This is a genomic window from Serratia sp. TSA_198.1, assembly GCF_052686505.1.
The window spans coordinates 89,982-103,911 of record NZ_JBQZFP010000002.1; the positions used below are offsets into that span (position 1 = coordinate 89,982).

A 13,930-nucleotide genomic window follows, 5' to 3' on the forward strand; every position below is an offset into this window, starting at 1 on the left:
GCGCCCGTCGGTATCAGATGAGTTCCAGCGCAATCAACTCTTCTATGGTTTGCCGGCGGCGGATCAGCCGTGGTTCACCCTTCTCGAACAACACTTCCGGCAGCAGCGGACGGCTGTTGTAGTTTGAAGACATCGAAGCGCCATAGGCACCGGTATCATGGAATACCAGATAATCGCCTACCTGCACCGGCGGCAATTCGCGGGTTTCGATGCCGCCACCGGCCTGTTGGGTGAACACGTCGCCGGATTCGCACAATGGCCCGGCAATCACGGTGTCGCGCAGCGGCTGATGCTCGGTATTGCGGCCATCGGCCGGCAGCAGAGAAATATGGTGATAGCTGCCATACATCGCCGGACGCATTAAATCGTTAAAGCCTGCATCCACCAGCACAAAGTGGCGGCTGCCCATGTCTTTCACCGCACGCACTTCGGCGACCAACACCCCGGCTTCCGCCATCAGGAAGCGACCGGGCTCGATCTCCAGGCTCACCGGGTGGCCCAAATGGGCGGCAATGCGCTCGCGCGCGTTGTTCCACAGGCCAAAATAGTGTTCAGTATCAATCGCCTCTTCGCCGTATTGATAGGGGATCGACAGCCCGCCGCCGGCAGAAATCGCGCTGATATCATGACCCAGATCGATCACCTGCTGCACCATGGCGTCACACACTCGCTCCAGATGCTGGTAATCCACGCCCGAACCGATATGCATATGCACACCGATCAGCTTCAGGCCGTATTGCTGAATTTTTTCCACCGCCTGCGGCAAATCGGCATACCAAATCCCATGCTTGCTGTTCTCGCCGCCGGTATTGGTTTTCTGGCTATGGCCGTGACCAAAACCCGGGTTGATACGCAACCACACCGGGTGGCCAACGGAAACCTGGCCCAGTTGATCCAGCATATCGATCGAGCCGACGTTCACCGGGATTTTCAACTCGCTGACGCGCGCCAACGTCGCGTGGTCCAGCACGTCGGCGGTAAACACGATGTCGCTTGGCTCACCGCCCGGCTGAAAACCGGCCTGCAGCGCACGCTCAATCTCGCCCAGCGAGACAGAGTCCACCTTGACGCCCTGTTCGCGCATCAGGCGCAGAATATGAATATTCGAGCAGGCTTTTTGGGCAAAGCGGATCACGTCAAAATGGCGCAACTGGCTGATGCGCTCACTGATGATAGCTGCGTCATAGGCCCATACCGGGCAGCCAAAACGCTGAGGCAAGGCCAGCAGGTTAGCGGCATTGAGGGCGGTCGTCGTGTCGTGCAAAGCGCGTGGCATAGTGATATTCCCGGATCAAAAATATGGCTGAAGTAATGTCGCCAATAGTGCCGCACTCTTTCTTGTGTGGAAAATATCTATTTAGCCGAAGTCTATTCATTTATGATATGAGCTTGCCCGTTCATGGAGTGTGCCGATGCACGCGATTACCCTGCGCCAGATTGAAATTTTCCATGCGGTGATGACCACCGGCAATCTGACCGAGGCGGCAGCGCTGTTGCAAACCTCACAGCCCACCGTCAGCCGAGAACTTGCCCGCTTCGAGAAGCTGATCCAGCTACAGCTGTTCGATCGGCTGCGCGGACGTTTATACCCGACGGTGCAGGGCCTGCGGCTGTTCGAAGAAGTGCAGCGCTCCTATTACGGCCTGGAGCGCATCGTCAACGCCGCTGCAGGTATCCGCCAGTTCCAGCAGGCACAGCTTTCCATTGCCTGCCTGCCGGTATTCTCGCAGTCGCTGCTGCCGGTGGTGTGCAAACCCTTTATCGATCGCTACCCGGAAGTCAGTTTCAGCGTGATACCGCAGGAGTCACCGTTGTTGGAAGAGTGGCTGTCGGCGCAGCGCCACGATCTGGGTCTGACGGAAAACACCCTGACCCCGGCGGGCACAGAGCGGATGACGTTGATGACGCTGAACGAGGTGTGCGTGCTGCCGGCCGGGCATCCGCTGTTGGCGAAAACGGTGCTGACACCACAAGACTTCGACGGACAAAACTTTATCAGCCTGTCGAGCACCGACAGCTACCGTCAGTTGCTCGACTCGCTGTTTAATGAGGAAGGCGTTAAGCGCCGTCTGGTCATGGAAACCCACAGCGCAGCATCGGTGTGCGCCATGGTGAAAGAAGGCGTAGGGTTGTCGATAGTCAATCCGCTGACGGCGCTCGATTACGCCAACAGCGGCGTACACGTACGGCCGTTCAGCGCTGAAGTGCCTTTTACCGTCAGCCTGATCCGGCCGCTGCACCGCCCTTCCTCGGCGCTGGTCACGGCCTTCATTCAGCATTTGCAGCAGCAGGCAGAGAACCTTCCCGCCCGCCTGGCCGCAGTGATTAAGCGCTAGCCGGCCGTTTGGCCCGGCTGAAAGTCACCAGACACAGCACCAACCCCAGCAGCGCAATCGCCGCGGCAGCCAGCGGCACGCTGGTCAACCCCAGCCCCTGTGCAATCACCACGCCGCCGACCCAGGCACCAATGGCATTGCCCACGTTAAACGCGGCGATGTTCAGCGTGGAAACCAGGTTCGGTGCTTTTTTACCGTAGGTCACGACGTTGATCTGCAGCGCCGGTACCGCGGCAAACGCAGCAGCCGCCCACAGGAACAGGGTCATTTCCGCCGGCACCATGGAATGGCTGGTCCAACTGAACAGCGCGGCAAAGAAGGCAATCACCAGAAACGTGCAGGTCAGCGTAACCGGCAAACGCCAGTCTGCCAAACGGCCGCCGACGATGTTACCCAACGTCAGGCCGACTCCCATCAGCAACAGCGTCCAACTCACGCCGTGCGACGAAATGCCGGTCACCTCAGTCAGTAACGGTGCGATATAGGTAAACAGCGCAAACATCGACGCAGCAAAGGCTACCGTCATCAGCAGCGAAAGCCAGATACCGCCGCCGCGCAGGGCCGCCAGCTCTTTTTTCAGAGCGGTTGGCGCTTCATCCTCCACCGCCGGCAACTTGCTGTACAACGCCAGCAGGGACAGCACGCCGATGACCGCCACCGCCCAGAAGGTGGAACGCCAGCCCAATGCCTGCCCCAGCGCGGTGCCGAGCGGCACCCCCAGCACGTTGGCCAACGTCAGGCCGGTGAACATCAACGCCACCGCAGAAGCCCGGCGATTCGGCGGTACCAGATTGGCGGCCACCACCGCGCCGATGCCGAAGAACGCACCGTGGCACAACGCGGTGACAATGCGCGCCAGCATCAGGAAATCGTAGCTGTAACCCAGCGCGCACATGATATTGCCGAAGATAAAAATCACCATCAGCAACAGCAGCGTATTCTTGCGCGGCAGCTTCGCCGTCAGCAGCGCCATGATCGGCGCACCTATCGCCACGCCGAGGGCATAGCCGCTGATCAGCCAGCCGGCTGAAGGGATTGAGACCTGAAGATCCCCCGCCACCTCAGGCAGCAGCCCCATAATCACGAACTCGGTGGTGCCAATGGCAAATGCACTTAACGCCAGTGCAAGCAGAGAAACAGGCATGTGTAACGCTCCCAGTCGACAAAGCCCCGGCATCAGGCGCACGGGGCCGGTAAAAACTCGCGGAATTGCCGGACAGCCTGACAGACTGCCCGCGAAAAAGGGTCAGAGATGTTGTTCAATCTGTGGGTTATTTTCTTAACCCTATAATTATTAAGCCTTATTCACTCTTTACATGCTACAGAAATAGCACGGCGACCAGCGAAAAAACCAGTGGCAACGCTACCCTTGAGCACAAAAAGCCCCCATCCGCCCGCTAAACGCTTGAATGCGCTGACGATGAAAAATGTGTGAAAATGTTGCAACCATGTTAACGACATCAACGCAGCGTCGCCCGCCAGGCGGGATCATTGGCAAACCACTCCACCAGAAAATCCAGCATGGTTCGCAAGGTGGCCGGCATTTGGCGACGCGAGGTATAAATACCGTAAATCCCCATCGACTGCGGCCGATAATCCGGCATCAGTTCTATCAGTTCACCGCTTGCCAGCAATGGCGCCGCCGAATAATAAGGCTGCATGGAAATGCCGGCGCCCTGCACCGTCCCCGCCATCAGCACCACCGATTCGTTGGCGCTGAGGTTGCCGCTGACCGCCACCGCCGATTTCACGCCCTGAGAATCAAAATGCCACAGGCTTTTACCGAAGTAGGAATAAGTCAGGCAGTTATGCAGCGCCAAGTCCTGCGGATGGCGCGGCGTGCCGTGCGCTGCCAGATAAGCCGGGGAAGCGCACACCACCGAAGCGCAAGAGGAAAGAGGTCGGGCGATCAGATTAGGGTCCAACTCATTGGTGATGCGCAGCGCCAGATCGATGCGCTCCTCCACCAGATTCACCGCCCGATTATTCATTTGCAAATCCACCGCCACCTGCGGATGGCGTTTGAGGTATTGGGCCACCGCACCCACCAGCGCTGTCTGGCCCAGCGACTGTGAACAGGTGATGCGCAGCAGACCGCGCAATTCATCGCTTTGCTCGCCTTCGACCAAATCAATCTCACCCGCCAGCGCCAGCATCTGCCGGCAACGTTCGAGAGTACGCTCTCCGGCGTCAGTCAGACTAAGCTTACGGGTAGTGCGGTGCAGTAAACGCGCGCCGGCCCATTGCTCCATCTGCGCCAGATAGCGCGTCACCATCGCTCGCGACATTTCCAGCGTTTCCGCAGCGGCAATCATACTTCCGCGATCAACGATGGTGATAAAAACCTCTGCTGCGGTAATGCGATCCATGATTCGTCCGATTTACGCAATGAATAATTGCTCATTATCCGGTTTTTCTAACGCTTTATGCAACCTAACATCTGTACAACAACAACTGATACCCAAAAGGACCTCTGCCCATGTTTAAGAAATCATTATTGACCCTGGCTTTCGCCGGCATCGCCACAGTAAGCACCTACGCCACCGCGGCTGACTCCCTGACCATGGAAGTGTACAACCCGGGTGAGAAAAGCGTGTTCCCGGTTTCTTCGGAAATCATCAGCGGTAAACATGAAGTGGCGCTGATCGACGCCCAGTTCCAACGCAACGATGCCGAAGAACTGGTGAAAAAGATCAAAGCGACCGGCAAGAAGCTGACCACCGTCTACATCAGCCATTCCGATCCGGATTTCTACTTTGGTTTGGACGTGATCAAAGCTGCGTTCCCGCAGGCAAAAATCATCGCGTCACCGGGTACGATCAAAGAAATCAATGCCACCAAAGACGGCAAAATGGCTTACTGGGGCCCGATCCTGAAAGACAACGCACCTAAAGCGGTAGTGGTTCCGCAGGCATTGCAGGGTGACAGCTTCACTATCGACGGCCAGAAAGTGGAAGTGAAAGGCCTGACCGGCCCAACGCCGGAACGCACCTACGTGTGGATCCCTGAACTGAAAGCGGTAGTGGGCGGCGTACCGGTAGCCGGTGACAATATCCACCCGTGGATCGCCGATAACCAGACCGTGGAATCCCGCGCTCACTGGCAGCAAACGCTGGAAGGCATCAAGGCGCTGAAACCGAAAGTCGTCGTCCCTGGCCACTTCCTGCCGGGAGCACCGCAGACTCTGGAATCCGTGACCTTCACCCAGAATTACCTGACCACGCTGGAAGCTGAGCTGCCGAAGGCCAAAGATTCTGCGGCGCTGATTGCGGCAATGAAAAAGCATTACCCGAACCTGAAAGATGAATCTAGCCTGGAACTGAGCGCCAAGGTGCTGAAAGGCGAGATGAAGTGGCCGCAATAAGCGCGTCGCCAATCAAACGACATTGCCTTTGACAGGCTCAATGTTCTGCGGCGCGAAGCCGCAGAACATCACGAGGAATAAAGATGACCGGTACAACTCTGCATTACGTTTTCGATCCGCTTTGCGGCTGGTGCTATGGCGCAGCGCCACTGGTGAAGGCGGCCAAGAGCATTCCAGGGCTGACTGTCGCCCTGCACGCCGGTGGCATGATGACCGGCAATAATCGCCGCCAGATCACGGACGAATGGCGTAACTATGTGATTCCGCATGACAAGCGCATTGCGGAGCTGACCGGCCAGACCTTCGGTGAAGCCTATTTCAATGGATTGCTGCGTGATACCACGGCAGTGATGGACTCCGAGCCGCCGATTACTGCGATTCTGGCGGCGGAAGCGCTGGGGGGACACGGGGTGGATATGTTGCACCGCATTCAGATAGCGCATTATCAGGAAGGCCGACGCATCGCCGATACCCCGGTGCTGGAAGCCCTGGCGAAAGAGCTGGGCCTGCCCTCGGCTCCGTTCATTGCCGAGATGCGCTTTAACGCCGGCGCGCCGACCGCACAACACATTGCGGAAAGCCGCGCGTTTCTTGCCAAAGTCCAGGGCCAGGGATTCCCGACCTTTGCGCTGCAAGACAGCGAAGGCCAGCTACGCCAGATCCCGGCAGGCAACTATTTGGGCAACGTTGATGCCTGGAAAGCGTTGTTGAACAGCGCGGTGAACTGGGCTTAATACCGGCTTCGGCTGCGAGCTCCGCAGCCGATTATTCGACCCGGACGAAAGTCCCCTGCGCCTGCACGTTAAAACCAAATCCGCAGTCGCCCCTGGTACTCATATCCACCGCATCCGCCGTAAATTGCATCACCACATCACAGGCCATCCCGTCCTGCGGCTCCCGCTGACGGTACACCGCCTTGCCCCGTTCAATCGGCAATACCTTGGCGAACTCGCCCATATTCGGTCCGTAATACAACCCCATTTGCGGCATATAATAGCCGGAATAATTAATCAGCCAGCGTTCGCCCTGCGGCTTGACCTCTACTTCGCTCCATACGCCGCGCCCGGCGTACTGCCAATAGACGCCACCCGGCCCGCTCGTCGGCGGCTGCTTTGCCAGACGTTGCTGCAGCAGTTTCAGGTTATGCTGAGATTTTGCATCCTTCGGCGCCAACTCCAGATAAGCGCGCGCCTTGAGCAATTCACCGGCGTGCATCAGCGCCAGCGCCACATTGTTATAGGCGGTGGCAATTGCCTGATCGTTCAGGCCGCAAAACTCGCTCCAGGCGGCCTGATCACGGAAAACATCGGCCGCCCGGCCATAATCGCCCCGCTGATAAGCGCTTTTCCCCAGTACGGCGTAGCCCGCCACTTTCTGGCAATCGGCATCAATATCCGGCTCATCAATATGTGCCATCACCTGGCCGCTGGCGAGCGCACCATAGGTCAACAGCAGGGGAACCAACGCCTTCATGCCTTATCCTTTCCAGAGTGAGTAACCGGTAATTCGGCGCCAGTATAACCCTCATGCCCCCCGGCTTCACCTCTAAGGATTCACCCGCAATATTTCAAACGGTTAGCCGCGTTAAAACTGCTTACATGTCACGGTTTGTTTGTTACCAGGCGGCGGCTCATGCTGATCGGAACGTAAAAAAGCCGAGAACCCTATGAACAGCCCTCCCACGCAAAAACATGCCGTCTGGCAGTTGATTAAACCTTTTTGGGTTTCGGAAGAGAAATGGCGAGCCTGGTCGATGCTGATCGCCATCGTCGCCCTGTCGCTCGGGCTGGTGTATATCAGCGTGCAGATCAACCAGTGGAACCAGGTGTTCTACGACGCGCTGCAAAACAAAAACTACCCGGTGTTCAAGACGCAGCTGTGGCGTTTCACCTATCTGGCGCTGATCTTCATCGTGCTGGCGGTGTATAAAATCTACCTGACGCAGGGCCTGCAAATGCGCTGGCGGCGCTGGATGACGGAAAAATTCATGGGTAAATGGCTGGCGCATCAGGCCTATTATCATACCGAGCAACAGCAACTCGTCGATAACCCGGACCAGCGTATCGCAGAGGATCTCAACATCCTGACCCAGTACACGCTATCGCTTTCGCTTGGGCTGCTCTCCAGCCTGGTGACGCTATTTTCCTTTGTCGCCATTCTGTGGCACGTCAGCGGGCCAATGACCTTTATGATTAGCCAACACACCTTCACCGTTCCCGGTTATATGGTGTGGTTCGCTCTGTTGTACGCCGGGCTGGGTTCCCTGCTGGTCTGGTGGGTCGGCAAGCCGCTGGTCCAGCTAGGTTTTAACCAGGAGCGCTATGAGGCGAACTTCCGTTTCGGCCTGATCCGCATCCGCGAAAACAACGATGCCATCGCGCTGTATCACGGCGAACCCCGCGAGGCGCAACAGTTGGGCGACCGCTTTGAGACTATTCGCACCAACTGGTGGTCGATCATGCGCATCACCCGGCGGCTCAACATTGCCTCCAACTTTTACAGCCAGTTCGCCATTGTTTTCCCTCTGCTGGTGGCGGCGCCACGCTATTTTTCCGGCGCCATCCAGATGGGCGGCATGATGCAGATCGCCTCCGCTTTTGGCGAGGTGCAGGGGGCGCTGTCGTGGTTTATCGACGCCTTCAGCGATCTGGCTACCTGGAAAGCCTGCGTGAACCGTCTGGCCGGCTTTAATGCCGCAGTGGATCAGGTTCACCATCAGCAACGCGGCATTCAGCTGCGGCCGGAGAGTGCCCAGCCGTTGGTGCTTGATAGTCTCAGCCTGCAACTGCCGGACGGCCAGAATTTGCTGGATACAAGCTCCATGACGCTGAAGCGCGGCGAACGCGTGCTGATCGTCGGCCCGTCGGGCTGCGGCAAGTCAACGCTATTGCGCGCCATCGCCGGTATCTGGCCGTACGGCTCCGGCACCATTGGGCTCGATGCCGCCAGCCGCGCATTATTCCTGCCGCAACGCAGCTACATTCCGATAGGCACATTGCGAGAAGCCCTCAGTTACCCCCACCTCGCCGCCGAATACAGCGATGAGCAACTGCTGAAAGTACTGGAAAATTGCCGTCTGAAACATTTGCAGCGCTGGCTGGACACCAGTGCCAACTGGAGCCAACGTCTGTCGCCGGGTGAGCAGCAGCGGTTGGCCTTTGCCCGGGCCATTTTGACCCGTCCGGATATTCTGTTCCTCGACGAGGCCACCAGCGCGCTGGACGACGAAACCGAGCAACTGATGTATTGCCTGCTGGTCGATGAGCTGCCGCAGGTGACGCTGGTGAGCGTGGCGCACCGCAACAGCGTGGCAAAATACCACCAGAGTTGCTGGCGCTTTAGCCGCCCCGAACAAAACGAACCGGCGCGCATGGCGCTTGGCCCGCTGCCCGTCGCCGGCTAACGGAGCGACAGTGGCCCAATGAACCATCTTATCGTTCATCGGGCCACCGAATCGCGCTTAAGTACACCCACTCCTCCCGCAATAGACGCCAGATCCCATCGGCGTCGGTTAGATGCCCCCTTGTCAGTCCCCGAGTTCTTCCCTAAACTTGCGCACAGATATCGGCCCCCTGTCGGTACGTAAGCGTTAACGTCAATCAACGCATCATGTCTTGCAGCATTGATTGGCTGCATGCTGGTGCGAGGAATTCATGTCATACCCTGCTTTATCCCCAAAATCTGCCGCCATAAAACGCAGCCGTTTACGCCATCCGTTATTGCTGGTGGCCGGTATCATGTTGATCGCCGCCAATCTGCGCGCCGCGCTGACCAGCGTTGGCCCGTTACTGGAACAGATCCAACGACAGCTAATGTTGTCCGCCACTTCCGCCGGCTTGCTTAACTCACTGCCGTTGATACTGTTTGCCGTGCTCTCGCCGGTGACGCCGGGCTTGGCCAAACGCATGGGCATCGAACGCACGCTGGGCATGGCGCTGCTGCTGCTTACGACAGGCATCGTTCTGCGCTCTCTGCCGCAAGCGGGCATGCTGTGGATAGGCAGCATAGTGATCGGCGCCGCCATCGCGTTTGCCAACGTGGTGTTGCCAACGCTGGTCAAACGCGACTTCCCCAGCCGAGCCGCCGCCATGATTGCCGGCTATGCGGCGGTAATGTCGCTGGCCGCCGCTACCGCCTCCGGCCTGGCAGTGCCGCTGGCGGAACTGAAGAACCTCGGCTGGCGTTTCTCCCTGCTTTGCTGGAGCCTGCCGGCCCTGTTGGCGTTGCTTGTCTGGTTGCCGCAGTTGCGCCGCCCACCGACCGTAACGGCCGGTGACGCGCGACAGGCCCCATTGACGCCGTCCCGCTCGCCATGGGGCAGCGCGCTCGGGTGGCAGGTAGCGCTGTTTATGGGCTTACAGTCCATCACCTTCTATACCATTATCGGTTGGTTCAGCGCCTTTGCCGCCAGCCACGGCACCTCGCCGCAACAGGCCGGTTTCGAACTGTTTATCTACCAGGTGGTGGCGATCGCCGCTAACTTTGCCATGGTATTTATTCTGCCGCGCGCGCGCGATCAGCGTGCTATCGCGTTGTGTGCTTCATCGCTGATTTTTATTGGCGTCACCGGCCTGATGTTGCTGCCAGAACACTCGCTGATATGGCTGATTTTTGCCGGATTGGGGGCGGGAAGTTCTTTGGTGCTGGCGCTGTCATTCTTTGGCTTGCGCAGCGGGCATCAGCACCAGGCCACGCAGTTGTCGGGCATGGCGCAATCGGTAGGCTATTTACTGGCGGCGCTGGGCCCAACGTTGTTCGGCCTGTTGCACGACCTGACCCAGGGTTGGCAATTGCCGCTGAGTATCCTGCTGGGCCTGACCCTGCTGCAAATGCTGTTTGGCGTTCTCGCCGGGCGTAATCGCATCATCCGCTAACGTCGTGACGGGTGGGTAGCGCCGGTGCAGGATCCGGGGCGTCCGCCTGCCAGAGATCGTCAATAAAATCGCGCTGTGCAGCGTTCAACTGCCAGCGAGGCGGTATCCTGGCAAGACTGCGCTCTTTGGCGCTCTTGCCGTTTTTAACGCGTTTTTTGTCCATCGACATGTTTCCTAAATCATCAGCAACCCATAAATCGCGGCGGCAACACCCAACCAAAATACCCCACAGCCGATAAACACGCACAGCCAAGCCTTACGTTTGATGTCTACTCCATCCTTGCTTATCACTCTGCGCCTCACCAATAGATTAAATTGATTGACACTGCATTATTGATACGTTTAAACAATCAATAAAGTAGCCTTGCACTATGGACATTTAAATAAAACATGCTGGCAACCTACTCTGAACGACGAGCACGACGGGAAAACAGTTCCACGCTTCGCACAGACTAATAACAACCCAATAATCAGTATTCAGGCAGTGTGCCACGATACAAACGATCAAAATCAAACCATTGGTAAATGAATTATTATTAAAACTAATGATTGGATTTAACCGAAATTGGCGGGAGGTTTGAGGGCAAAGACAAATAAAGAAGAGAGCTTCCGCTGCGGGTTGAAGGACTAGCCCCATCGTTCAGGCCGCGTAAACGGCCTGAACAGGGTGAGATAAATCAGCTAATCTGCGTAACAGAGTCCTTGCTGGCGCGCTCACGTTCGCTGCCGGACAATTCAATGAGACGCCCGTCACGCATTTGCAGCAGCCGATCGGCATGTTCGAAATAGTGGTCGTCATGGCTGATGGCAAATACCGTTTTACCCAACTCGCGCAGCTGCGGTAACAACTCGCGATAAAAAATGCGCCTAAATTGCGGGTCCTGATCCGCCGCCCATTCGTCCAGCAGCAGGATATCTCGCTGTTCCGCCACCGCCAGCAGCAGTGCCAGACGTTTGCGCTGCCCTTGCGACAGTTGAGGATTGGTCACTCGCAGGCCATTAAACTCCAGTTTGCCTTTCATATTCAACCGGTTAAGCCAACGTTCCACCAGTTCGGCGTCAGGCTGTTGACCATCGGGCCCCTGCAAATGGTGGAATGGGTGAAAATCGGTAAAGATAGCGGAAAACAAACGGCGATAGCCGGGCATGCTCGCCAGGTTCTGCTCGACGCCATCCAACAGGATCTGTCCACTGACCGGTTGATATAACCCGGTCAACAGCATCGCCAGCGTGGATTTTCCGCTGCCGTTGCCGCCAATCAGAAACACCAACTCACCGCGGCGCAATGTCACAGAGACCGGCCCGACGGCAAACCCGGCTTTCTGCTCCGTAGCGCCGTAATGAAATACGATGTCACGCAGTTCCAGCGTTTCCCAGGTTTTGGCTTCAACCGCAGGAAACGCAGGCTGATAATCGGCAAGCCGCAAAGCTTTGATCTTATTGAAGGCCACTTCGGCACCGATCAGCGTCGGGAAAGCCCCCACAGCCTGCAGCAATGGCGTGCGCAGAAACAGCAGTGTCAGTGAATAGGTAGCCGCAACGGCGGTATTTGCCCAGCCCAGACTGTTGGCCATATAGAACACGAGGCCAATAGCCCCCAGCATCATGATATTCGACCAGTTCACAGCGCTGAGATGGAAGGTATCGGCACGGATAATATGGTAGCGGTAGTCTTCGGCATCCGGTTGATAGGCCTGTTGGTAGAGCGCTTTCGCGCGGTCGCGGTTCAGCGCCAACTCTTTACGCCCGTCAATGGCTGACTGGTAGTGTTGGTAAAGAAGCTCTTCCGCCTCACGCACGCTGCTCAGGTGACGATACACCCGCGATACCAGATATCCGCTGCCAATCACCGTCACCGCCACCCAGACTGCGGTCACCGCCAGCATCCGCGGTGAAAGCCAACCCAGATAGGCCGCAGACCCCAGCGTCAGTATCACCCCCTGCACCAATTCTGGCAGGCGGACAAAGGCAAGGGTGATGGTGCGGATGTCGCTGGCCAGGCTCGCCAGTAGAGAGGCGCTGCCCAATTGTTCAATCCGTTCGATATCGGTATCCAGGATCCGCTTCACAAGTTGGCCACGCAGCCGGAACACGAAATGATGACCGAGCGTGGTCAGCGCCAACTGAGATCCTAACGTCACCGCCATCAACAGCGCCAGAATCCCGAGGAATTCCGGCAGCACGGTCAGTGGGTTGCCGGTCACCGTCATCAACCGCAAATTTATAAAGGCAATGATACCAATGCCCAGCGCCGCGCTGGCCATGGTCAACGCCATTACCGCCAGAAACGGCCAACGATACTGGTGGTAAACCACCCGAAGCAACTCCATGAGAAACCCTTACCCTGCCATCTTGAGATGGCAAGCATTGTAAGCGGCGAGAGAATGATATCAATAATAATTCTCATCCATGGCCCTTCATCTGCAGAAATGTAATCCGCACAGGTAACGATAAACGGAGGGGAGAGCCTGGCCTATCTGAGAAGAAAGCTTTATCGGCAGCATTAAATTATTTTCAAATAAAAAGAGACTGCAAATTAACAAAAAGAAACAAACAGCAGCATTGTTAAGGATGTAAACAAAAATATAAAAGCAAAGCATTCACCGTGAACATAAAATAATAGAAAACATATAAATAACCTCTCCATGCAAAAGTGCAGTCACTTTATTTTCTTTGCCGTTACTTATCATTCAATGCTTTAATAAAAAATCACAGGTAAAAATCAGCCAACATTCAACATCCAGGTAATTAAGATGAAGAAAAGGAAATTTCTCAGCCAGGTTGAAATTGAGCAGCTTATCTCAGCCGTTCATGAAGGTAAAAACAGTATTCGGGACCGCTGCTTGTTATTGATGTGTTTTATTCATGGTTTACGGGTCAGTGAACTGCGTTCATTACGCTTACAAGATATTGATATGACCACCAATCGGGTACATATATTCCGATTGAAAAATGGCTTTTCAGTCCAACACCCCATACAACCCAGGGAACGTGATGCCCTGTTGAAGTGGCTTGGCCAACGTTCCGGTTACCTTGAAGCGGACAGCCAGTGGCTGTTTTTATCGCGCCACGGCGGGCAAATTTCACGGCAACAGCTGTATCGATTGATGAGGATGTACGGCGAGATGGCCGGCATCAGCGTTCAGGTTCATCCTCACATGTTGCGCCACTCCTGCGGTTATGCCCTGGCCGACAGAGGTGTCGATACCCGGTTGATTCAGGATTACCTGGGGCATAAAAACATCCAGAATACGGTCATTTATACCGCTACCAACGTGGAGCGCTTCCGCATCATCAATATATAACGCCAGTATAGTCGTCCAGGGGCTCACTATTTCTGAAGACGCATTAAGCGT

At 56.4% G+C, this 13,930-nt stretch carries 13 protein-coding genes; 6 read left to right on the top strand and 7 right to left on the bottom strand.

Going from position 1 to position 13,930, the window contains the following annotated elements; translation table 11 throughout:
- Positions 1-13: 13 nt before the first annotated feature.
- Positions 14-1,276, bottom strand: coding sequence for a diaminopimelate decarboxylase (lysA, locus tag ACUTSW_RS11810; RefSeq protein WP_445584489.1), 1,263 nt, complete (start codon positions 1,274-1,276; stop codon positions 14-16).
- Between the two features lie 136 nt (positions 1,277-1,412).
- Between lysA and ACUTSW_RS11815 the strand changes: the two genes are divergently transcribed.
- Positions 1,413-2,336 (top strand): LysR family transcriptional regulator, encoded by a 924-nt coding sequence (locus ACUTSW_RS11815; protein WP_445584490.1) that lies wholly within the window; start codon positions 1,413-1,415, stop codon positions 2,334-2,336.
- Here ACUTSW_RS11815 and ACUTSW_RS11820 read toward each other — a convergent pair.
- Positions 2,326-3,480, bottom strand: coding sequence for an MFS transporter (locus ACUTSW_RS11820; RefSeq protein ID WP_445584491.1), 1,155 nt, complete (start codon positions 3,478-3,480; stop codon positions 2,326-2,328). The genes ACUTSW_RS11815 and ACUTSW_RS11820 overlap by 11 nt on opposite strands.
- A 316-nt stretch (positions 3,481-3,796) precedes the next feature.
- Positions 3,797-4,705: a LysR family transcriptional regulator gene (locus ACUTSW_RS11825; RefSeq protein WP_004952315.1), complete on the bottom strand. Its 909-nt coding sequence runs from the start codon at positions 4,703-4,705 to the stop codon at positions 3,797-3,799.
- A 110-nt stretch (positions 4,706-4,815) separates the two neighbouring features.
- Between ACUTSW_RS11825 and ACUTSW_RS11830 the strand changes: the two genes are divergently transcribed.
- Positions 4,816-5,700, top strand: coding sequence for an MBL fold metallo-hydrolase (locus ACUTSW_RS11830; RefSeq protein ID WP_445584492.1), 885 nt, complete (start codon positions 4,816-4,818; stop codon positions 5,698-5,700).
- An 83-nt stretch (positions 5,701-5,783) separates the two neighbouring features.
- Positions 5,784-6,434: a DsbA family protein gene (locus ACUTSW_RS11835; RefSeq protein ID WP_062868394.1), complete on the top strand. Its 651-nt coding sequence runs from the start codon at positions 5,784-5,786 to the stop codon at positions 6,432-6,434.
- A 31-nt stretch (positions 6,435-6,465) separates the two neighbouring features.
- Here ACUTSW_RS11835 and ACUTSW_RS11840 read toward each other — a convergent pair whose 3' ends face one another.
- Entirely contained in the window at positions 6,466-7,173 is a 708-nt protein-coding gene (locus tag ACUTSW_RS11840) for a tetratricopeptide repeat protein (RefSeq protein ID WP_445584493.1), read from the bottom strand.
- A gap of 193 nt (positions 7,174-7,366) precedes the next feature.
- Between ACUTSW_RS11840 and ACUTSW_RS11845 the strand changes: the two genes are divergently transcribed.
- The gene (locus ACUTSW_RS11845; RefSeq protein ID WP_445584494.1) at positions 7,367-9,103 is read left to right on the top strand and encodes an ABC transporter ATP-binding protein/permease; all 1,737 of its coding nucleotides are present in this window, start codon (positions 7,367-7,369) and stop codon (positions 9,101-9,103) included.
- 250 nt (positions 9,104-9,353) lie between these two features.
- Positions 9,354-10,574 carry a CynX/NimT family MFS transporter gene (locus tag ACUTSW_RS11850; protein ID WP_445584495.1) on the top strand — a complete coding sequence of 407 codons (1,221 nt, stop codon included), beginning with the start codon at positions 9,354-9,356 and terminating at the stop codon, positions 10,572-10,574.
- Here the strand turns inward: ACUTSW_RS11850 and ACUTSW_RS11855 are convergent.
- The 3 genes from ACUTSW_RS11855 to ACUTSW_RS11865 all read right to left on the bottom strand — a co-directional run bounded on the left by ACUTSW_RS11855 (position 10,564) and on the right by ACUTSW_RS11865 (position 12,904).
- Positions 10,564-10,737 (bottom strand): hypothetical protein, encoded by a 174-nt coding sequence (locus ACUTSW_RS11855; protein WP_169800858.1) that lies wholly within the window; start codon positions 10,735-10,737, stop codon positions 10,564-10,566. The genes ACUTSW_RS11850 and ACUTSW_RS11855 overlap by 11 nt on opposite strands.
- A gap of 11 nt (positions 10,738-10,748) precedes the next feature.
- The gene (locus tag ACUTSW_RS11860) at positions 10,749-10,865 is read right to left on the bottom strand and encodes a YmiA family putative membrane protein (RefSeq protein ID WP_006327629.1); all 117 of its coding nucleotides are present in this window, start codon (positions 10,863-10,865) and stop codon (positions 10,749-10,751) included.
- A 386-nt stretch (positions 10,866-11,251) separates the two neighbouring features.
- A complete protein-coding gene (locus tag ACUTSW_RS11865) occupies positions 11,252-12,904 on the bottom strand; it encodes a multidrug ABC transporter permease/ATP-binding protein (RefSeq protein WP_445584496.1) in 1,653 nt (550 codons plus the stop codon).
- Between the two features lie 423 nt (positions 12,905-13,327).
- On the opposite strand from ACUTSW_RS11865, the gene ACUTSW_RS11870 reads away from it, so the two are divergent.
- Positions 13,328-13,879 carry a tyrosine-type DNA invertase gene (locus ACUTSW_RS11870; RefSeq protein ID WP_006327634.1) on the top strand — a complete coding sequence of 184 codons (552 nt, stop codon included), beginning with the start codon at positions 13,328-13,330 and terminating at the stop codon, positions 13,877-13,879.
- Positions 13,880-13,930 lie beyond the last annotated feature (51 nt).

Bases quoted from the DNA above. Each gene is read 5' to 3' on its own strand.
- ACUTSW_RS11840 (WP_445584493.1), bottom strand. From the start codon at position 7,173: ATGAAGGCGTTGGTTCCCCTGCTGTTGACCTATGGTGCGCTCGCCAGC.
- lysA (WP_445584489.1), bottom strand. From the start codon at position 1,276: ATGCCACGCGCTTTGCACGACACGACGACCGCCCTCAATGCCGCTAAC.
- ACUTSW_RS11830 (WP_445584492.1), top strand. From the start codon at position 4,816: ATGTTTAAGAAATCATTATTGACCCTGGCTTTCGCCGGCATCGCCACA.
- ACUTSW_RS11865 (WP_445584496.1), bottom strand. From the start codon at position 12,904: ATGGAGTTGCTTCGGGTGGTTTACCACCAGTATCGTTGGCCGTTTCTG.
- ACUTSW_RS11825 (WP_004952315.1), bottom strand. From the start codon at position 4,705: ATGGATCGCATTACCGCAGCAGAGGTTTTTATCACCATCGTTGATCGC.
- ACUTSW_RS11815 (WP_445584490.1), top strand. From the start codon at position 1,413: ATGCACGCGATTACCCTGCGCCAGATTGAAATTTTCCATGCGGTGATG.
- ACUTSW_RS11850 (WP_445584495.1), top strand. From the start codon at position 9,354: ATGTCATACCCTGCTTTATCCCCAAAATCTGCCGCCATAAAACGCAGC.
- ACUTSW_RS11855 (WP_169800858.1), bottom strand. From the start codon at position 10,737: ATGGACAAAAAACGCGTTAAAAACGGCAAGAGCGCCAAAGAGCGCAGT.
- ACUTSW_RS11845 (WP_445584494.1), top strand. From the start codon at position 7,367: ATGAACAGCCCTCCCACGCAAAAACATGCCGTCTGGCAGTTGATTAAA.
- ACUTSW_RS11835 (WP_062868394.1), top strand. From the start codon at position 5,784: ATGACCGGTACAACTCTGCATTACGTTTTCGATCCGCTTTGCGGCTGG.
- ACUTSW_RS11820 (WP_445584491.1), bottom strand. From the start codon at position 3,480: ATGCCTGTTTCTCTGCTTGCACTGGCGTTAAGTGCATTTGCCATTGGC.
- ACUTSW_RS11870 (WP_006327634.1), top strand. From the start codon at position 13,328: ATGAAGAAAAGGAAATTTCTCAGCCAGGTTGAAATTGAGCAGCTTATC.